At 61.5% G+C, this 16,130-nt stretch carries 27 protein-coding genes; all 27 read right to left on the bottom strand.

The window, feature by feature from the left end:
* Nucleotides 1-92: 92 nt before the first annotated feature.
* The 27 genes from rplO to P7228_RS11635 all read right to left on the bottom strand — a co-directional run bounded on the left by rplO (nt 93) and on the right by P7228_RS11635 (nt 15,941).
* Nucleotides 93-617 carry a 50S ribosomal protein L15 gene (gene rplO, locus P7228_RS11765; protein ID WP_278015432.1) on the bottom strand — a complete coding sequence of 175 codons (525 nt, stop codon included), beginning with the start codon at nt 615-617 and terminating at the stop codon, nt 93-95.
* Between the two features lie 36 nt (nt 618-653).
* On the bottom strand, nt 654-887 hold the full coding sequence (locus P7228_RS11760; RefSeq protein WP_278015431.1) for a hypothetical protein: 234 nt from the start codon (nt 885-887) through the stop codon (nt 654-656).
* Nucleotides 888-1,073: a 50S ribosomal protein L30 gene (gene rpmD / locus P7228_RS11755; protein ID WP_278015430.1), complete on the bottom strand. Its 186-nt coding sequence runs from the start codon at nt 1,071-1,073 to the stop codon at nt 888-890. It lies immediately after the preceding gene.
* 5 nt (nt 1,074-1,078) lie between these two features.
* A complete protein-coding gene (gene rpsE / locus P7228_RS11750) occupies nt 1,079-1,951 on the bottom strand; it encodes a 30S ribosomal protein S5 (RefSeq protein WP_278015429.1) in 873 nt (290 codons plus the stop codon).
* A complete protein-coding gene (rplR, locus tag P7228_RS11745; RefSeq protein WP_278015428.1) occupies nt 1,951-2,295 on the bottom strand; it encodes a 50S ribosomal protein L18 in 345 nt (114 codons plus the stop codon). The genes rpsE and rplR overlap by 1 nt, the downstream gene beginning before the upstream one ends.
* 1 nt (nt 2,296) lies before the next feature.
* Nucleotides 2,297-2,830, bottom strand: coding sequence for a 50S ribosomal protein L6 (gene rplF, locus P7228_RS11740; protein ID WP_278015427.1), 534 nt, complete (start codon nt 2,828-2,830; stop codon nt 2,297-2,299).
* Nucleotides 2,830-3,225 carry a 30S ribosomal protein S8 gene (gene rpsH / locus P7228_RS11735; protein ID WP_278015426.1) on the bottom strand — a complete coding sequence of 132 codons (396 nt, stop codon included), beginning with the start codon at nt 3,223-3,225 and terminating at the stop codon, nt 2,830-2,832. Before rpsH ends, rplF begins: the two co-directional genes overlap by 1 nt.
* Before the next feature lie 11 nt (nt 3,226-3,236).
* Nucleotides 3,237-3,542 carry a 30S ribosomal protein S14 gene (gene rpsN, locus P7228_RS11730; RefSeq protein ID WP_278015425.1) on the bottom strand — a complete coding sequence of 102 codons (306 nt, stop codon included), beginning with the start codon at nt 3,540-3,542 and terminating at the stop codon, nt 3,237-3,239.
* Nucleotides 3,543-3,568: 26 nt separating this feature from the next.
* Nucleotides 3,569-4,150, bottom strand: coding sequence for a 50S ribosomal protein L5 (rplE, locus tag P7228_RS11725; RefSeq protein ID WP_278015424.1), 582 nt, complete (start codon nt 4,148-4,150; stop codon nt 3,569-3,571).
* Nucleotides 4,143-4,466, bottom strand: coding sequence for a 50S ribosomal protein L24 (gene rplX / locus P7228_RS11720; RefSeq protein WP_278015423.1), 324 nt, complete (start codon nt 4,464-4,466; stop codon nt 4,143-4,145). Before rplX ends, rplE begins: the two co-directional genes overlap by 8 nt.
* Nucleotide 4,467: 1 nt before the next feature.
* On the bottom strand, nt 4,468-4,836 hold the full coding sequence (rplN, locus tag P7228_RS11715) for a 50S ribosomal protein L14 (RefSeq protein WP_061924894.1): 369 nt from the start codon (nt 4,834-4,836) through the stop codon (nt 4,468-4,470).
* Nucleotides 4,837-4,895: 59 nt separating this feature from the next.
* Complete coding sequence (gene rpsQ, locus P7228_RS11710) at nt 4,896-5,186, bottom strand: 30S ribosomal protein S17 (protein WP_278015422.1); 291 nt, start codon at nt 5,184-5,186, stop codon at nt 4,896-4,898.
* Between the two features lie 11 nt (nt 5,187-5,197).
* Nucleotides 5,198-5,416, bottom strand: coding sequence for a 50S ribosomal protein L29 (gene rpmC / locus P7228_RS11705; RefSeq protein WP_278015421.1), 219 nt, complete (start codon nt 5,414-5,416; stop codon nt 5,198-5,200).
* Nucleotides 5,416-5,850: a 50S ribosomal protein L16 gene (gene rplP / locus P7228_RS11700; protein WP_278015420.1), complete on the bottom strand. Its 435-nt coding sequence runs from the start codon at nt 5,848-5,850 to the stop codon at nt 5,416-5,418. The genes rpmC and rplP overlap by 1 nt, the downstream gene beginning before the upstream one ends.
* A gap of 21 nt (nt 5,851-5,871) precedes the next feature.
* Nucleotides 5,872-6,567, bottom strand: coding sequence for a 30S ribosomal protein S3 (rpsC, locus tag P7228_RS11695; RefSeq protein ID WP_278015419.1), 696 nt, complete (start codon nt 6,565-6,567; stop codon nt 5,872-5,874).
* A gap of 1 nt (nt 6,568) precedes the next feature.
* The gene (gene rplV / locus P7228_RS11690) at nt 6,569-6,946 is read right to left on the bottom strand and encodes a 50S ribosomal protein L22 (protein ID WP_278015418.1); all 378 of its coding nucleotides are present in this window, start codon (nt 6,944-6,946) and stop codon (nt 6,569-6,571) included.
* Nucleotides 6,946-7,221: a 30S ribosomal protein S19 gene (rpsS, locus tag P7228_RS11685; RefSeq protein ID WP_278015417.1), complete on the bottom strand. Its 276-nt coding sequence runs from the start codon at nt 7,219-7,221 to the stop codon at nt 6,946-6,948. Before rpsS ends, rplV begins: the two co-directional genes overlap by 1 nt.
* A 6-nt stretch (nt 7,222-7,227) precedes the next feature.
* On the bottom strand, nt 7,228-8,064 hold the full coding sequence (gene rplB / locus P7228_RS11680) for a 50S ribosomal protein L2 (RefSeq protein WP_278015416.1): 837 nt from the start codon (nt 8,062-8,064) through the stop codon (nt 7,228-7,230).
* A 24-nt stretch (nt 8,065-8,088) separates the two neighbouring features.
* Complete coding sequence (locus tag P7228_RS11675) at nt 8,089-8,397, bottom strand: 50S ribosomal protein L23 (RefSeq protein ID WP_278015415.1); 309 nt, start codon at nt 8,395-8,397, stop codon at nt 8,089-8,091.
* Nucleotides 8,390-9,013, bottom strand: coding sequence for a 50S ribosomal protein L4 (gene rplD, locus P7228_RS11670; protein ID WP_278015414.1), 624 nt, complete (start codon nt 9,011-9,013; stop codon nt 8,390-8,392). Before rplD ends, P7228_RS11675 begins: the two co-directional genes overlap by 8 nt.
* 2 nt (nt 9,014-9,015) lie before the next feature.
* The gene (gene rplC / locus P7228_RS11665) at nt 9,016-9,891 is read right to left on the bottom strand and encodes a 50S ribosomal protein L3 (RefSeq protein ID WP_278015413.1); all 876 of its coding nucleotides are present in this window, start codon (nt 9,889-9,891) and stop codon (nt 9,016-9,018) included.
* A 254-nt stretch (nt 9,892-10,145) separates the two neighbouring features.
* Nucleotides 10,146-10,457, bottom strand: coding sequence for a 30S ribosomal protein S10 (rpsJ, locus tag P7228_RS11660; protein ID WP_006831877.1), 312 nt, complete (start codon nt 10,455-10,457; stop codon nt 10,146-10,148).
* Nucleotides 10,458-10,787: 330 nt separating this feature from the next.
* Nucleotides 10,788-11,978 (bottom strand): elongation factor Tu, encoded by a 1,191-nt coding sequence (gene tuf, locus P7228_RS11655; RefSeq protein WP_278015412.1) that lies wholly within the window; start codon nt 11,976-11,978, stop codon nt 10,788-10,790.
* 90 nt (nt 11,979-12,068) lie between these two features.
* Nucleotides 12,069-14,201, bottom strand: coding sequence for an elongation factor G (gene fusA / locus P7228_RS11650; RefSeq protein WP_278015411.1), 2,133 nt, complete (start codon nt 14,199-14,201; stop codon nt 12,069-12,071).
* A 54-nt stretch (nt 14,202-14,255) separates the two neighbouring features.
* Nucleotides 14,256-14,726: a 30S ribosomal protein S7 gene (gene rpsG / locus P7228_RS11645; RefSeq protein ID WP_278015410.1), complete on the bottom strand. Its 471-nt coding sequence runs from the start codon at nt 14,724-14,726 to the stop codon at nt 14,256-14,258.
* A gap of 138 nt (nt 14,727-14,864) precedes the next feature.
* Nucleotides 14,865-15,236, bottom strand: coding sequence for a 30S ribosomal protein S12 (rpsL, locus tag P7228_RS11640; RefSeq protein ID WP_010234651.1), 372 nt, complete (start codon nt 15,234-15,236; stop codon nt 14,865-14,867).
* Between the two features lie 429 nt (nt 15,237-15,665).
* Nucleotides 15,666-15,941 carry a hypothetical protein gene (locus P7228_RS11635; protein ID WP_278015409.1) on the bottom strand — a complete coding sequence of 92 codons (276 nt, stop codon included), beginning with the start codon at nt 15,939-15,941 and terminating at the stop codon, nt 15,666-15,668.
* Between the last annotated feature and the right edge of the window lie 189 nt (nt 15,942-16,130).

The following is a 16,130-nucleotide window of genomic DNA, read 5'->3' as shown; positions in this document are numbered from 1 at the left end:
GCCCTAACTCGTCGCCGGACCCTCCCGGCTCGGAAAGGTTAAATAGGGAGCGGGTAGCCCGATGTCGAACCCCCACTCCCCGATTTCTTCGATTACTTGGCTTTCGCGGCCTTGTTGGCTTCCGCGCGAGCAGCCTTCTTTTCGTGCTCGGGCGTGGCCGGAGCGGCTACTTCGACGCTGCCGCCGGCCTTTTCGACCACTGCAATCGCACCCTTGGTGGCGCCGGTCACGACGAACTTGGCCTTGGCCTTGAGCTCGCCCTTGCCGAGAAGACGCACGCCGTCCTTGCCGCCACGAACCAGGCCTGCTTCGCGCAGGGCTTCTTCGGTGATGTCCTTCTTGGCATCAAGCTTCTTGGCGTCGATGAACTTCTGGACCATGCCCACGTTCACTTCGGCGTAGTCCTTGCCGAACGGGTTGTTGAAGCCGCGCTTCGGCAGGCGCATGTGCAGCGGCATCTGGCCGCCTTCGAAGCCCTTGATGGCAACGCCCGAACGGCTCTTCTGGCCCTTCTGGCCGCGACCAGCGGTCTTGCCCTTGCCCGAGCCGATGCCACGGCCGACGCGGATGCGACCCTTGCGGGCGCCTTCGTTGTCACGAATATCGTTAAGTTTCATAGTTTTGCACTCGCTTTCGCTTTGTTCGCGCTTCAATTATTGCAGACCCAAGAATTTTCGAAGGTCCGCACGTTGCATGTCTCCGTAGCGATCGTCTTCTTGCCGAATATCGAAATCATCAATGTAACGATAAATTTCGGCTGGCGGATCTTCGCACTCGCCTGTTGCAACTGCCTTCGCGAGCTCAAGAGACTTACTTTCAACCGCTCCCCAATCACCCTGCTCCTCCAGACGGAGAATTTCGCGCAGGGCAATCCGAGTGCTTTGCATTTAGTCGATCACTTCAACCAGATGCGGGATCTTGGCGATCGCACCGCGCACCTCGGGGGTGTCCTGGCGTTCGACGATCTTGTGCATCTTGTTGAGCCCGAGACCAATGAGGATCTTCTTCTGGCTCTCGGGACGGCGGATCGGCGAACCGATCTGCTTGATCTTGATGGTTTTCTTGTCAGCCATCTAACTTACTCCACGATAGCAGCGGCTTCGGCTTCCGCCTCGGCTTCGCTGGCACCGCCACGACCGAGAAGGTCGGCGACCTTCTTGCCACGACGCTGGGCAACCGACTTCGGCGAAGACTGGTTGGCGAGCGCGTCAAAGGTGGCGCGGATCATGTTGTAGGGGTTCGAGGTTCCGACCGACTTGGTCACAACGTCGGCCACGCCGAGGCTCTCGAACACGGCACGCATCGGACCACCGGCGATGATGCCGGTACCCGGAGGCGCGGTGCGAACGGTGACCTTGCCGGCCCCGAAGCGGCCGCGGCCGTCGTGATGCAGCGTGCGGCCTTCCTTGAGCGGGACGCGGATCATCTTCTTGCGCGCAGCAGCGGTCGCCTTGGTGATGGCTTCCGGCACTTCGCGTGCCTTGCCATGACCAAAGCCGACGCGGCCCGAGCCGTCACCCACGACGACCAGCGCAGCGAAACCGAAGCGCTTACCGCCCTTCACCGTCTTCGAGACGCGGTTGATGTGGACGAGCTTCTCGATGATGCCGTCATCTTCTTCCTCGCGGCGACCACGACGATCGTCACGACCACGGCCACGGCCACGGCCACCGTCACGGTTGCCACCACGGCCGCCCCGGCCCTGGCGTTCCTGCGGCTGACCTTCGGCGCCCTGGGCCGGCGACTGGTTGTCGGCAGCTTCGGACGGCGTATCGGCGACCGCCGGTTCTTCCTTGGTCACGGCATGCTCGGTCTCGGCTTCAGCGACGACTTCTTCGGTCTTCGCTTCTTCGGCCGGAGCAGCTTCAGCCTGGGCTTCCTCAGCGGGAGCTTCGGTGGCTGCGGACTCTTCGACCTGAGCTTCTTCGTTTTTCTTTTCGTCTGCCATCATCAGAACTCCAGCCCGCCTTCGCGAGCGGCATCGGCCAGCGCCTTGACGCGACCATGGAACAGGAACCCGCCGCGATCGAACACGACAGTCGTCACGCCAGCCTTCTTGGCGGCTGCAGCGATGTCCTTGCCCACCTGGGCAGCGGCATCGACATTGGCGCCCGACTTCTTCCCGCCGAGGGTCGAAGCTGCAGCAAGGGTCTTGCCTGCGGCATCGTCGATGATCTGCGCGTAGATGTGACGGCCGGTGCGGTGCACCGACAGACGCGGACGGTCGCCCGCACGGCTGCGAAGAGCGGTGCGCACACGGCGGCGGCGGCGTTCAAAGAGAGAAAGCTTTGCCATCTTACTTCTTCTTCCCTTCCTTGCGGAAGACATATTCGCCGCGGTACTTGATGCCCTTGCCCTTGTACGGCTCGGGCTTGCGCCAGCGGCGGACTTCGGCGGCAAACTGGCCAACGGCCTGCTTGTCGATGCCGGAAATCTCCACGGTGGTCTGGTCCGGGGTCTTCACCTCGAGGCCTTCCGGAACGTCGAGATCGACGTCGTGCGAATAGCCGAGCTGAAGCTTGAGCTTCTTGCCCTGCGCCTGCGCACGGTAGCCGACACCCGAGATCTCGAGCACCTTGGTGAACCCGTCGGTCACGCCTTCAACCAGGTTCGACACGAGTGTGCGCTGCATGCCCCAATAGGCGCGTGCTTGCTTGGTGTCGTTAGCCGGATTGACCTGGATTTCCTCGCCCTCGACCTTGTAGTCGATGAGGTCGGAAAGACCCATCGCGAGGGTACCCTTGGGGCCCTTCACGGTCAGCGTGCCTTCTTCGATATTGGCAGTGACCCCGCTGGGGATCGCCACCGGCTTCTTGCCAATGCGGCTCATCAGAACACCTCCGCCAGCACTTCGCCGCCGACGTTCTGCGAGCGGGCTTCCGTATCGGAAAGCACGCCCTTCGGCGTCGAGACGATGGTGATGCCAAGGCCGTTGCGGACAGTCGGAAGTTCCTTCGAACCCGAATAGATCCGGCGACCCGGCTTGGAGACGCGAGCGACGTGCTTGATTGCAGGTTCGCCCTCGAAATACTTCAGTTCGATCCGCAGCGCCTTGTGCTTGCCGCTCTCGTCCTCGCTGTAGCCACGGATGTAGCCTTCGCGGGTGAGAACCTCGAGCACGTTTGCACGAAGCTTCGAAGCGGGCGACAGGACGGAGTCCTTCTTCGCCTGCTGGCCGTTGCGGATGCGGGTGAGCATATCACCCAGGGGATCGGTCATAGCCATCTTCTAGATCCTCACCAGCTCGACTTGGTCAGGCCCGGAATCAGGCCCTTGTTGCCAAGGTCGCGCAGTTCGATGCGGTTGATGCCGAACTTGCGGTAGTAGCCGCGCGGGCGGCCGGTGGTGGCGCAACGGTTGCGGACCCGGGTCGGGTTCGCGTTGCGCGGGATTTCCGCCATCTTCAGGCGCGCGATCAGACGCTCGCTCTCATCGAGCGAGTTATCGTCCGCAATCGCCTTCAGCTTGGCGTACTTGTTTGCGTACTTCTGAACGAGCTTCTTGCGACGCTCATTCTTGTTAATGGAACTCAGTTTCGCCATGGACTTAAGCTCTCCTGGTCAGCGGCTCACGCCGCTTCCTTTTCTTCGGCTGCTTCTTCAGCCGGGAACGGGAAACCGAACAGCTTGAGCAGTTCGCGTGCTTCCTCGTCGGTTTTAGCGGTAGTGGTGACGATGATATCCATGCCACGCACCTTCTCGATCTTGTCGTAGCTGATCTCGGGGAACACGATCTGTTCCTTGAGACCCATCGCGTAGTTGCCTCGGCCGTCGAACGACTTCGGGTTGAGCCCGCGGAAGTCGCGGATACGCGGCATTGCGATGGTCACGAGGCGGTCGAGAAACTCGAACATGCGGTCGCGGCGCAGGGTTACCTTGCAACCGATCGGCATGCCTTCACGCAGCTTGAACTGCGCGATCGACTTCTTGGCCTTGGTAATGACCGGCTTCTGGCCGGCGATCAGCGCCATTTCCTCGGCAGCGGTCTGGACCTTCTTCTTGTCCTGGCTCGCTTCGCCCACGCCCATGTTGAGCGTGATCTTTTCGAGCTTGGGGACTTCAAGGCGGTTCTTGTAACCGAACTTCTCGGTCATCGCCTTGACGATCTGGTCCTCGTACTTCTGCTTCATGCGGGGGGTATAATCAGCCATCGATGGTCTCCCCGGACTTGACGGCAACGCGCACCTTCTTGCCGTCCTTCTTCGTTTCGAAGCGGACGCGGGTGGGCTTGCCTGATTTCGGATCGGCCAGGGCGACCTTGCTGATGTGCATCGGCGCTTCGAAGCGGTCGATGCCACCCTGCGGGTTGGCCTGGCTCGGCTTGCGGTGACGGGTCGCGACGTTCACGCCTTCGACGACGATCTTGCCTTCCTTCGGCATGACCTTCGCGACGGTTCCGGTCTGGCCCTTGTCCTTGCCGGACAGGACGACGACGCTGTCACCCTTCTTGATCTTAGCGGATGCCATCTTAGAGCACCTCCGGAGCGAGCGAGATGATCTTCATGAACCCGCGGCCGCGCAGTTCGCGCACCACCGGGCCGAAGATACGAGTGCCGATCGGCTCTTCGTTCTTGTTGACGAGAACCGCGGCATTGCTGTCGAAGCGGATCACGCTGCCATCGGGACGACGAACGTCCTTCTTGGTGCGCACGATAACCGCACGGTGCACATCGCCCTTCTTAACGCGGGCGCGCGGCTGGGCTTCCTTGACGGAAACCACGATCACATCGCCGACCGACGCGGTGCGACGCTTCGAGCCGCCCAGTACCTTGATGCACTGGACGCGCTTGGCGCCGCTGTTGTCCGCGACGTCGAGATTGGATTGCATCTGGATCATCGATCCGGTTCCTTCTCACTGGCTTGCCGGAACACGTCCGGCAGTTCCTTACGTCTAACTCAGTTACCTGCGGCTTCGACTTCGAGGTCGGCTTCCACCGCCTGCGTGCCGCCGGCCGTGACCCGGTCCTTGACGGCCCAGGTCTTGGTTTTCGAAATCGGCTTGGTCTCTTCGATACGAACGACGTCGCCGATGGTGTATTCGTTGTTCTCGTCGTGCGCGTGATACTTCTTCGAACGACGGATGATCTTCCCGTAGAGCGGGTGTTTCACCTTGCGTTCGACCTTCACGGTCACGGTCTTGTCGGTCTTGTCGGAGGTGACAGTCCCGATCAGGATGCGCTTAGGCATTGTCTAGCTCCTCAAGCCTTGGCTGCCGCGGTGGCGGCGCGTTCGTTCTGCAGCGTCTTGATCTTGGCGATCGAGCGGCGGACTTCGCGAACCCGGGCCGGAGCCTCGAGCTGGTTGGTCGCAGCCTGGAAACGCAGGTTGAATTGCTCGCGCTTCAGTTCGACGAGGTCAGCAGCAAGCTGGTCGTCGCTCTTGGCGCGCAGGTCTTCGATCTGGTTCTTGTTGGCCATTATTCGCCTCCCAGGTGCGAGGTGTCGCCGAGACGGGCCACGACCTTGGTCTTGATCGGCAGCTTCATCGCGGCGCGGCTGAACGCTTCCGCAGCGAGCGGGCCGGCAACACCGTCGAGTTCGAACAGGATGCGGCCCGGCTTCACGCGAGCAGCCCAGTATTCGACCGAACCCTTGCCCTTACCCTGACGGACCTCGGCAGGCTTCTTCGACACCGGAACGTCGGGGAACACGCGGATCCACAGGCGTCCCTGACGCTTGATGTGGCGGGTGATCGCACGACGCGCAGCTTCGATCTGGCGCGCGGTGATACGCTCGGGCTCGAGCGCCTTCAGGCCATAGGACCCGAAGTTCAGCGTGGTGCCGCCCTTGGCGTTGCCATGGATCTTGCCCTTGAACGCCTTGCGGTACTTGGTTTTCTTCGGTTGCAGCATGGTTCTTTCCTAATCCTGCAATCAGCGCGCCGGACGGACGCCCGAGGTCTGGGCTTCCATCATGAGGCGGTCCTGCGCGGTCGGATCGTGAGCGAGGATCTCGCCCTTGAAGATCCAGACCTTGATGCCGATGATGCCGTAGGCGGTCAGCGCTTCGGCTTCGGCATAGTCGACGTTGGCGCGCAGGGTGTGCAGCGGCACACGACCTTCGCGATACCATTCGACGCGCGCGATTTCTGCGCCGCCCAGACGGCCGCCGCAGGTGATCTTGATGCCTTCCGCACCCAGACGCAGCGCCGACTGAACGGCACGCTTCATGGCACGACGGAAAGCGACGCGGCGGACGAGCTGGTCGGCAACGCCCTGGGCGACGAGCTTGGCATCGATTTCCGGCTTGCGGATTTCAACGATGTTCAGCTTCACTTCGCTTTCGGTCATCTGCGACAGCTTGGTGCGCAGCTTTTCGATGTCCGCGCCCTTCTTGCCGATGATGACACCGGGGCGGGCAGCGTAGATCGAAACGCGGCACAGCTTGGCCGGACGCTCAATCACCACCTTCGAGATTGCCGCCTGCGGCAGGCTCTCGATGATGAACTTGCGCATCTCGATGTCTTCCTTGAGCAGCTTGGCATAGTCACGCCCTTCGGCGTACCAGCGGCTGTCCCAGGTACGGTTGATCTGCAGGCGCAGACCGATCGGATTGCTCTTCTGACCCATCTTACGCCTCTTCCATTTCGCGCACGACGATCCGCAGCCGGCTGAACGGCTTGAGGATCCGGGTGGACTTGCCACGGCCGCGGGTGTGGAACCGCTTCATGGTGATCGACTTGCCGACCGAGGCTTCCGCCACGACAAGCGCATCGACGTCCAGATTGTGGTTGTTTTCCGCATTGGCGATCGCCGAAGCGAGCACCTTGCTGGCGTCACGCGCCATCGCCTTCTTCGAGAAGGCGAGGATGTTCATGGCCTCTTCGGCCTTCTTGCCGCGGATCAGCTCGGCAACGAGGTTCAACTTCTGCGCGGAACCACGGATCGTGGTACCGACAGCCAGCGCCTCATTGTCGGCGACGCGACGGGGTGCCTTTGCCTTGCTCATTAGCGCTTGCCCTTCTTGTCGGCAGCGTGGCCGGGGAAGTTGCGCGTCGGAGCGAACTCACCAAGCTTGTGGCCGACCATTTCTTCCGAAACGGAGACGGGGATGAACTTCTGCCCGTTGTAGACGTTGAACGTCAGGCCAACGAACTGCGGGAGGATGGTCGAACGGCGCGACCAGGTCTTGATCGGCTTGTTGCTGTTCGCATCCTGTGCGTCCTCCGCCTTCTTGAGAAGGCTGAGTTCGACGAACGGTCCTTTCCAGACGGAACGTGCCATCTTGTCTTACCTCTTCTTCTTGGCGTGGCGCGAACGGATGATCATCTTGTCCGTCTGCTTGTTGTTGCGAGTGCGAGCGCCCTTGGTCGGCTTGCCCCACGGCGTAACCGGATGACGGCCACCCGAGGTGCGGCCTTCACCACCACCGTGCGGGTGATCGACCGGGTTCTTGGCGACACCGCGGGTCAGCGGCTTCACGCCCATCCAGCGCTTGCGGCCGGCCTTGGCGAAGTTCTGGTTCTGGTTGTCGGGGTTCGACACCGCGCCAACCGTACCCATGCAGTCCGCCCGCAGGTAACGCTGCTCGCCCGAGTTGAGGCGCGCAATGACCATGCCGCGGTCACGACCGACGATCTGGACATAGGTGCCTGCGCTGCGAGCGATCTGGCCGCCCTTGCCCGGCTTCATCTCCACGTTGTGGCAGATGGTGCCGACCGGCATCTGGCCCAGCAGCATGGCGTTGCCCGGCTTCGTATCGCACTTCTCGGCCGCGATCACCTTGTCGCCGACAGCGAGACGCTGCGGGCAGATGATGTAGGCCAGTTCACCGTCGTCATACTTGATGAGCGCGATGAAGGCGGTGCGGTTGGGATCGTACTCGATCCGCTCGACGGTGCCTTCGACGTCCCACTTGCGACGCTTGAAGTCGATGTAGCGGTACTTCTGCTTGTGACCGCCAGCCATGCCGCGCGAGGTGACATGACCCTTGTTGTTCCGGCCACCGGTCTTGCGCTTGCCTTCCGTGAGCGACTTGACCGGCTTGCCCTTCCACAGGCCGGACTTGTCGACAAGGATGAGGCCGCGGCGTGCGGGGCTCGTCGGTTTGTAGTTCTTGAGTGCCATCTTTAGTTCCTACGTCCCTTGGCCTCAGATACCGCTCGTGATGTCGATCATTTCACCCTCGGCGAGGGTGACGATCGCCTTCTTCACGTCGGAGCGCTTGTAGGGCTTGCCCTTCCAGCGCTTGGTCTTGCCCTTCACGACGATCGTGTTCACGCCCACGACCTTCTTGTCGTAGATCGCTTCCACCGCTTCCTTGATCTGCGGTTTCGTCGCGTCGCCTGCCACCTTGAACACAACAGCGTTCTGTTCCGAAGCCAGGGTCGACTTCTCGGTGATGTGCGGGGCGAGGATCACGTCGTAGTGACGCGCATCGATTTCCTGCTTCTTAGCCATTGAAGCGCGCCTCCAGCTTTTCGACCGCGTCCTTGGTCAGGACCAGCGTGTCGTGGTTGAGGATGTCGTAGACATTGGCGCCCATCGCCGGGAGAACGTTGACACCCTTGAGGTTGCCAGCGGCCTTCTTGAAGCCGTCGTTCACGCTTTCGCCGTCGATCACCAGGACCTTGCCGTTCCAGCCGGCCTTGTCGAAGTGAACCTTGAGAGCCTTGGTCTTGGCGTCCTTGAGCTCGAGGCTGTCGACAACCACGAGGCCGTCCTTCGCCTTGCTCGAAAGCGCCATCTTGAGGCCGAGCGCACGGATCTTCTTGTTGAGCGAAGGCTCGAAGTCGCGCTTGCGCGCACCGTGGGCCTTGCCGCCGCCGATGAAGATCGGAGCTGCACGGTCGCCGTGACGGGCGGTACCGCCACCCTTCTGGCGGCCGAACTTCTTGCCGGTGCGGGCAACATCCGAACGCTCGCGCGTCGGACGGGCGGTGCCACGGCGGTTTTCCAGCTGCCAGGTGACGACGCGGTGCAGGATGTCGGCACGCGGCTCGACCCCGAACACGGCATCGTTGAGCTCAATATCGCCCGACGCCTTACCGTCGATTTTCTGGACCTTGACCTTCACGATCAGGACTCCTTGTTCTCATCCGAGGCCGCATCGGCTTCGGGGGCGTTGTTCTCGGCTGCGTCGGCTGCCGGAGCTTCCTTTTCAGCTTCAGCGGCCAGCGCTTCCTGCTGCTCGACCGAAACCTGCTCGACCACTTCGTGCTCGGCAGCGGATTCAACCAGACCGGCAGGTGCGTCGTCGGTCTTGGTTTCGTCGGCATTGCGGCGCATCGCACCCGGGAACGGCAGGTTCTCAGGGAGCGGAAGCTTCACAGCGTCACGAACCAGCAGCCAGCCGTTCTTCGAGCCAGGGACCGAACCCTTGACGAAGATCAGGCCGCGGTCGGCGTCGGTACGCACGACTTCGAGGTTCTGCTGGGTGCGCTGACGGTCGCCCATGTGGCCGGCCATCTTCTTGTTCTTGAACACGCGGCCCGGATCCTGGCGGTTACCCGTCGAACCGTGGGCACGGTGGCTGATCGAGACACCGTGGGTGGCGCGCATACCGCCGAAACCCCAACGCTTCATCGCGCCGGCGAAACCCTTACCCTGGGTGTGGCCGGTGATGTCGACCTTCTGGCCGGCAATGAAGTGGTCTGCAGTGATCGTCGCGCCGACGGGGAGGAGGCCTTCCTCGTCGTTCACGCGGAACTCCGCGACCTTCATCTTGAGGCCAACTTCAGCCTTGGCGAACTGTTCGCGCTGCGGCTTGTTGACATTCTTCTGCTTGGCTTCGCCAGCACCCAGCTGGACGGCGAAATAGCCGTCACGGTCAGCCGTGCGCTGCGAAACGACCTGGCAGTTTTCCAGCGACAGAACGGTCACGGGAACGTGACGTCCATCCTCCTGGAACAGGCGGGTCATCCCGACTTTCTTTGCGATAACGCCAGTGCGCATCGTCGTAACTCCTACACAGAGGCATACGAGGCCCATCCCCGCATGCTTGCCAGCCCAAATTGTATGCATCGCCCCGTCCGGGCTGAGTGCCTGCCGTGCCGGTTGGCTTGGCGGGCTAGACGGGGGACGCAGCCCGGATCAGATCCGGCGGTATCCCAATGTCTTGCCGATCCTGCTGGATCAGCGGGGCCGTTGGAGCCCCTGAACTCTCGGCCGGTTTAAGGTCAGGGCCGACTGACCGGAGACAAGGTGGCTTAGGCCAGCTTGATCTCGACGTTCACGCCAGCAGCAAGGTCGAGCTTCATCAGCGCGTCGACGGTCTGGGCGTTGGGCTGCACGATGTCGAGCAGCCGCTTGTAGGTGCGCACCTCGAACTGCTCGCGCGACTTCTTGTCGATATGCGGGCCGCGGTTCACGGTGAACTTCTCGATGCGCGTCGGCATGGGAATGGGGCCACGAATAAGAGCGCCCGTGCGACGCGCGGTGTCTGCGATTTCGCCAGTTGCCTGGTCGAGAACGCGATGGTCGAACGCCTTGAGGCGAATGCGGATATTCTGAGCTTCCATTACCTACACCGATGCGAAAGAGCCAATGGACCGTTTCCGATCCACAAAAAAGAAAGGCCTGCCCTAATTGGCCCGGTTTCCCGGATCGGGCGACCTTCCAAAAAATTCCTTATCGAAGGGGACGAATCCCCGTCTGTGGGCGCGCATATACGGGTGACACCCGTGTCTGGCAACCCCCGATTTCCGCCATTTTTCCGGATGGCGGATTTGGGTGCGACAGACCGTGCCGATTGGCCGATCACGCACCCTCGAAAGTCGGCCGTGAAAGCGAGAGCCCGCCCCCTTTTGCAAGGGAGCGGGCCCCTAACTTTCAGCAGTCTGAGACGAAGATTACTTGGTGATCTTCGAAACGACGCCCGAACCGACGGTGCGGCCGCCTTCGCGGATAGCGAAGCGCAGACCTTCGTCCATGGCGATCGGAGCGATCAGCTTGACCGAGATGGTCACGTTGTCGCCCGGCATCACCATTTCCGTGCCTTCGGGAAGGATCACTTCGCCGGTGACGTCGGTGGTGCGGAAGTAGAACTGCGGACGGTAGTTGGCGAAGAACGGCGTGTGACGGCCACCTTCGTCCTTCGACAGAACGTAGACTTCGGCGCTGAACTCGGTGTGCGGGTTGACCGAACCGGGCTTCGCAAGCACCTGACCACGCTCGACGTCTTCACGGCCGATGCCGCGGATGAGCGCACCGATGTTGTCGCCGGCTTCACCGCGATCAAGCAGCTTGCGGAACATTTCGACGCCGGTGACGGTGGTCTTCTGCGTGTCGCGGATACCAACGATTTCGACTTCGTCGCCGACGTTCACAACGCCGGTTTCGACGCGGCCGGTAACAACCGTACCACGGCCCGAGATCGAGAACACGTCTTCGATCGGCATCAGGAATGCCTGGTCGACCGGACGTTCCGGCTGCGGGATGTGCTCGTCGACAGCGTTCATCAGCTCGATGATCGAGTTCTTGCCGATTTCGTCGTCGCGACCTTCGAGAGCGGCCAGAGCCGAACCCTTGACGATCGGAATGTTGTCGCCGTCGAAGTCGTAGCTCGAAAGCAGTTCGCGAACTTCCAGTTCGACGAGCTCGAGGATTTCCTCGTCATCGACCTGGTCGACCTTGTTCATGTACACGACCAGAGCCGGAACGCCGACCTGACGGGCAAGCAGGATGTGCTCGCGGGTCTGCGGCATGGGGCCGTCAGCAGCGTTCACAACCAGGATAGCGCCGTCCATCTGCGCCGCACCGGTGATCATGTTCTTCACGTAGTCGGCGTGACCCGGGCAGTCGACGTGCGCATAGTGACGCGCAGAGGTTTCATACTCGACGTGTGCAGTCGAGATGGTGATGCCGCGCTCGCGCTCTTCGGGAGCCTTGTCGATGTTGGCGAAGTCGACAGCCGAACCGCCGTGGGTTTCAGCCATTACCTTCGTGATTGCCGCCGTCAGCGTGGTCTTGCCGTGGTCGACGTGACCGATGGTGCCGATGTTGCAGTGCGGCTTGTTCCGCTCAAATTTTTCCTTAGCCATTTCTCAAATAACCTCTGAGTTGAAATTGAATCCTTGCGGGAAGGACGGCACCCGCTGAATCAGGCGCCGCCCCTAGACCCTGTCGCCTGCTTACGCAAGCTTCTCCTTGACTTCCTGCGCGACATTCGCCGGCACTTCATCGTAGTGGCTGAACTGCATCGTGTACTGGGCGCGGCCCTGGGTGAACGAGCGCAGTTCGTTGACGTAACCGAACATGTTGGCGAGCGGCACATTGGCTTCGACAACCTGGGCATTGCCGCGGCTGTCGGTGCCTTGGATCTGGCCGCGACGCGAGTTGAGGTCGCCGATGACGTCGCCGAGGTAATCCTCGGGAGTCACGACTTCAACCTTCATGATCGGCTCGAGCAGCTTGATGCCTGCCTTGCTGGCAACTTCGCGCATCGCGCCGCGTCCGCAGATTTCGAACGCGATCGCCGACGAGTCGACGTCATGGTAGGCACCGTCGATCAGGCGGATGGTGAAGTCGATGATCGGGAAGCCGACGAGGTGGCCGCTTTCGGCCTGCTCGCGAAGACCCTTTTCGAGAGCCGGGATGTATTCGCGCGGAATGTTACCGCCCTTGATCTCGTCTTCGAAAATGATGCCCTGGCCACGTTCACCCGGAGTGACGACAACCTTGGCGCGACCGAACTGGCCCGAACCACCCGACTGCTTCTTGTGGGTGTAGTCGACCTCGACTTCGCGGGCGAGCGATTCACGGTAAGCCACCTGCGGCGCACCGACGTTCGCTTCGACCTTGAATTCGCGCTTCATGCGATCGACGAGAATGTCGAGGTGAAGCTCGCCCATACCCTTGATGATCGTCTGGCCCGATTCGTGATCGGTCGAAACGCGGAACGAGGGATCCTCGGCAGCCAGGCGGTTGAGCGCGACGCCCATCTTTTCCTGGTCGGCCTTGGTCTTGGGCTCCACCGACAGCTCGATCACCGGCTCGGGGAATTCCATCCGCTCGAGAATGATCGGCTTGGCTGGATCACACAGGGTGTCACCCGTGGTGGTGTCCTTCATCCCCGCCAGAGCGACGATGTCGCCGGCGAATGCTTCTTCGATGTCCTCGCGGTTGTTCGAGTGCATCAGCAGCATGCGGCCGATCTTTTCCTTCTTGTCCTTCACCGAGTTCAGGACCGAACCCTTCGAGAGCTTGCCCGAATAGATGCGCGTGAAGGTGAGCGAGCCGACGAACGGGTCGTTCATGATCTTGAACGCCAACGCGGCAAAGGGCTCATCATCGCTCGAAGGACGCGTTTCTTCGACTTCGCTGTCCGGCAGAACGCCCTTGATGGCAGGAACGTCGAGCGGCGAAGGCATGTAGTCGACCACGGCGTCGAGCAGCGGCTGAACGCCCTTGTTCTTGAAGGCCGAACCACACAGCACCGGAACGAACGCGCGCTCCATCGTGCCCTTGCGAATCAGGCGCTTAAGCGTCGCTGCGTCGGGTTCTTCGCCTTCGAGGTAGGCTTCCATCACGTCGTCGTCCTGCTCGACGGCAGTCTCGACCAGCTTTTCGCGATATTCGGCAGCCTTGTCGGCGAGGTCATCGGGGATGGCGACGAATTCGTACTTCGCGCCGAGATCCTCGGCCTGCCACACGATGCCGCGCATGTTGACGAGGTCGACGACGCCCTTGAGGTTGCTTTCCGCGCCGATCGGCAGATACAGCACCAGTGGGGTCGCGCCGAGACGATCTACAATCGACTGAACGCAGTAGTAGAAGTCTGCGCCGGTACGGTCGAGCTTGTTGATGAAGCACATCCGGGGAACGCCATACTTGTCGGCCTGGCGCCACACGGTTTCGGATTGCGGTTCAACACCGGCAACGCCGTCGAACACTGCAACCGCACCGTCGAGCACGCGCAGCGAACGTTCGACTTCAATGGTGAAGTCGACGTGGCCGGGGGTGTCGATGATGTTGATGCGGTGCTTGGGCTGGGTCGCGCGCAGCGCTTCCGGATCGGACATCGGGTCCATCGTGGAATCTTCGCCGGTCCAGAACGTAGTCGTCGCGGCCGAGGTGATGGTGATCCCGCGCTCCTGCTCCTGCTCCATCCAGTCCATGGTCGCGGCGCCGTCATGGACTTCGCCGATCTTGTAGGACTTGCCGGTGTAGTAGAGGATACGCTCGGTCGTGGTGGTCTTGCCGGCATCGATGTGAGCCATGATGCCGATGTTGCGGTACCGCTCGAGCGGATATTCGCGTGCCATGTTAAGTCTCCATGAGAGGGCCTTCCCCCCTCGAAAAAATTGCCAGCGCCAGGGTTACCAGCGGTAGTGCGAGAAGGCGCGGTTGGCGTCAGCCATGCGGTGCGTATCCTCGCGCTTCTTGACGGCGTTGCCGCGGTTGTTCGCCGCATCCATCAGCTCGCCCGAGAGACGGGCGGACATGGTGGTTTCGGGGCGACCGCGAGCGGCGCTGATCAGCCAGCGGATGGCGAGTGCCTGGGCGCGCTCGGGGCGAACCTCGACCGGCACCTGGTAGGTGGCACCACCGACGCGGCGCGAACGCACCTCGACCTGCGGCTTCACATTGTCGAGCGCTGCATGGAACAGCTCGACCGGGTTCGCCTTGGCCTTGGCTTCGACGGTGTCGAGCGCGCCATAGACGATACGCTCGGCAGTGGATTTCTTTCCGTCGAGCATGAGGTTGTTCATGAACTTCGACAGGACCTGATCACCAAACTTGGGATCGGGCAGGATGACCCGCTTCTCGGGACGACGACGACGTGACATCTTCTATAACTCCTTTGGAGTTCGGATCGGTTCCGGCCCATCTCCCCCGCCCAGTCACCCGATGATCCAACCGGTCCCGTATCGGGTGGTTGGCCAGGTGAGAGGACGCGGAGCGGGCTGGTGCCGCACCCGACCTGATTACTTCGGCCGCTTGGCGCCGTACTTCGAACGGCTCTGCTTGCGGTCCTTAACACCCTGCGTGTCGAGCACGCCGCGCAGCACGTGGTAGCGCACGCCCGGAAGGTCGCGCACACGGCCGCCGCGGATCAGCACGACGCTGTGTTCCTGCAGGTTGTGGCCTTCGCCCGGGATGTAGGAGATGACTTCGCGCTGGTTGGTCAGGCGCACCTTGGCGACCTTGCGCAGAGCGGAGTTCGGCTTCTTCGGCGTCGTGGTATAGACGCGGGTGCAAACGCCGCGCTTCTGCGGGTTCTGCTCCATCGCAGGGACCTTGGACTTGGTCTTCTGCGGGGTGCGGCCCTTGCGGACCAGCTGGTTGATAGTCGGCATAAGTACTCTTCACCGTATGATCTGGTGACACGATGCTGGATGCCGAGTGAAATGTGTGGGTTCGCGCGTCCCGCAAGCGTTGCCGTGGCACCGCATGGGGCATTGTCGCACGAGCCTGAAGCACTCCACCCACGGCCAGCACGGCCACCGGGTTACTTTGACGGCTGCCCCGAAAGCGTTTCCCGTAGGAACCGCCCCAATAGAAAAGAGCCATGCCGCAACGCGACTGGCCCCCGGGACTGACCGGCAATGTTCAGCTCTATTGACCTGAGGACGATGGCGCCACGAGTGGAATCACCTGCCTCGGTTGGGCGCGCATCTATGTCGGAATGTTGGAAAGGTCAAGGGCGGCGGAGACTTGATCCTGACCCACCTCGCAGATCAGCAAAACGGTTGCTGGATGGAATGCCGAGCGGCGTACCTACTGTTTCAGCGGAATTCGGCCATGATGGTTGTTTGGCCGTCAGGTCGACGGGATTCCCGGATTTCGTAGGCAATTGCGTCGATCGTTCCATCTGCTGCCAGTTCGAGCCCCCCAGGCTTGGTCTTAGACCACTTGACCTGCACGCCTGGGAGGACACGAACCTTGGACGTGACCAGAACCGTCTGCGGCTGGGCCCCGTCGCTGCGTTCGCTTGCTGCCGCCGCTTGTGGAAGGAAAAGCGCGAAGGCAAGAAAAACGCAAGAAAACTGGTGAGTTCTCATTCTGCGAGTTTGCGTCCAACCCGCTCAAAACGTGAGTTATTTACGGTGATTGTAACGTTACAAGTTACCAACCTACAGGAAAGCTTCAGCTTGCGGAGCCGTCCGGTTGGAATAATCCTGAAAATGTAAATTCGCTTTAATACGTTACATTCATTGGGGTGGGCCTATGTCGGCAATAGAAGGTCCGGA

This window comes from Altererythrobacter sp. CAU 1644, assembly GCF_029623755.1.
Lineage (GTDB): Bacteria > Pseudomonadota > Alphaproteobacteria > Sphingomonadales > Sphingomonadaceae > Erythrobacter > Erythrobacter arenosus.
Note: the sequence above shows the minus strand (reverse complement) of the source record. Positions and strands in the feature narration are given on the sequence as shown.

What these genes read in the sequence shown, in the direction of transcription:
- rplE (WP_278015424.1), bottom strand. Translation starts at nt 4,150, where the DNA reads ATGGCTGATTATACCCCCCGCATGAAGCAGAAGTACGAGGACCAGATC.
- rplO (WP_278015432.1), bottom strand. Translation starts at nt 617, where the DNA reads ATGAAACTTAACGATATTCGTGACAACGAAGGCGCCCGCAAGGGTCGC.
- rplB (WP_278015416.1), bottom strand. Translation starts at nt 8,064, where the DNA reads ATGGCACTCAAGAACTACAAACCGACGAGCCCCGCACGCCGCGGCCTC.
- rpsL (WP_010234651.1), bottom strand. Translation starts at nt 15,236, where the DNA reads ATGCCGACTATCAACCAGCTGGTCCGCAAGGGCCGCACCCCGCAGAAG.
- rpmC (WP_278015421.1), bottom strand. Translation starts at nt 5,416, where the DNA reads ATGGCCAACAAGAACCAGATCGAAGACCTGCGCGCCAAGAGCGACGAC.
- rpsG (WP_278015410.1), bottom strand. Translation starts at nt 14,726, where the DNA reads ATGTCACGTCGTCGTCGTCCCGAGAAGCGGGTCATCCTGCCCGATCCC.
- P7228_RS11635 (WP_278015409.1), bottom strand. Translation starts at nt 15,941, where the DNA reads ATGAGAACTCACCAGTTTTCTTGCGTTTTTCTTGCCTTCGCGCTTTTC.
- rpmD (WP_278015430.1), bottom strand. Translation starts at nt 1,073, where the DNA reads ATGGCTGACAAGAAAACCATCAAGATCAAGCAGATCGGTTCGCCGATC.
- P7228_RS11760 (WP_278015431.1), bottom strand. Translation starts at nt 887, where the DNA reads ATGCAAAGCACTCGGATTGCCCTGCGCGAAATTCTCCGTCTGGAGGAG.
- rpsQ (WP_278015422.1), bottom strand. Translation starts at nt 5,186, where the DNA reads ATGCCTAAGCGCATCCTGATCGGGACTGTCACCTCCGACAAGACCGAC.
- rpsJ (WP_006831877.1), bottom strand. Translation starts at nt 10,457, where the DNA reads ATGGAAGCTCAGAATATCCGCATTCGCCTCAAGGCGTTCGACCATCGC.
- fusA (WP_278015411.1), bottom strand. Translation starts at nt 14,201, where the DNA reads ATGGCACGCGAATATCCGCTCGAGCGGTACCGCAACATCGGCATCATG.
- rplV (WP_278015418.1), bottom strand. Translation starts at nt 6,946, where the DNA reads ATGAGCAAGGCAAAGGCACCCCGTCGCGTCGCCGACAATGAGGCGCTG.
- rplP (WP_278015420.1), bottom strand. Translation starts at nt 5,850, where the DNA reads ATGCTGCAACCGAAGAAAACCAAGTACCGCAAGGCGTTCAAGGGCAAG.
- tuf (WP_278015412.1), bottom strand. Translation starts at nt 11,978, where the DNA reads ATGGCTAAGGAAAAATTTGAGCGGAACAAGCCGCACTGCAACATCGGC.
- rpsC (WP_278015419.1), bottom strand. Translation starts at nt 6,567, where the DNA reads ATGGGTCAGAAGAGCAATCCGATCGGTCTGCGCCTGCAGATCAACCGT.
- P7228_RS11675 (WP_278015415.1), bottom strand. Translation starts at nt 8,397, where the DNA reads ATGGCTAAGAAGCAGGAAATCGATGCGCGTCACTACGACGTGATCCTC.
- rplX (WP_278015423.1), bottom strand. Translation starts at nt 4,466, where the DNA reads ATGGCATCCGCTAAGATCAAGAAGGGTGACAGCGTCGTCGTCCTGTCC.
- rplR (WP_278015428.1), bottom strand. Translation starts at nt 2,295, where the DNA reads ATGGCAAAGCTTTCTCTCTTTGAACGCCGCCGCCGCCGTGTGCGCACC.
- rpsN (WP_278015425.1), bottom strand. Translation starts at nt 3,542, where the DNA reads ATGGCGAAACTGAGTTCCATTAACAAGAATGAGCGTCGCAAGAAGCTC.
- rplN (WP_061924894.1), bottom strand. Translation starts at nt 4,836, where the DNA reads ATGATCCAGATGCAATCCAATCTCGACGTCGCGGACAACAGCGGCGCC.
- rpsE (WP_278015429.1), bottom strand. Translation starts at nt 1,951, where the DNA reads ATGATGGCAGACGAAAAGAAAAACGAAGAAGCTCAGGTCGAAGAGTCC.
- rpsH (WP_278015426.1), bottom strand. Translation starts at nt 3,225, where the DNA reads ATGGCTATGACCGATCCCCTGGGTGATATGCTCACCCGCATCCGCAAC.
- rpsS (WP_278015417.1), bottom strand. Translation starts at nt 7,221, where the DNA reads ATGGCACGTTCCGTCTGGAAAGGACCGTTCGTCGAACTCAGCCTTCTC.
- rplF (WP_278015427.1), bottom strand. Translation starts at nt 2,830, where the DNA reads ATGAGCCGCATTGGCAAGAAGCCGGTGGCGATCCCCAGCGGGGTCACT.
- rplC (WP_278015413.1), bottom strand. Translation starts at nt 9,891, where the DNA reads ATGCGCACTGGCGTTATCGCAAAGAAAGTCGGGATGACCCGCCTGTTC.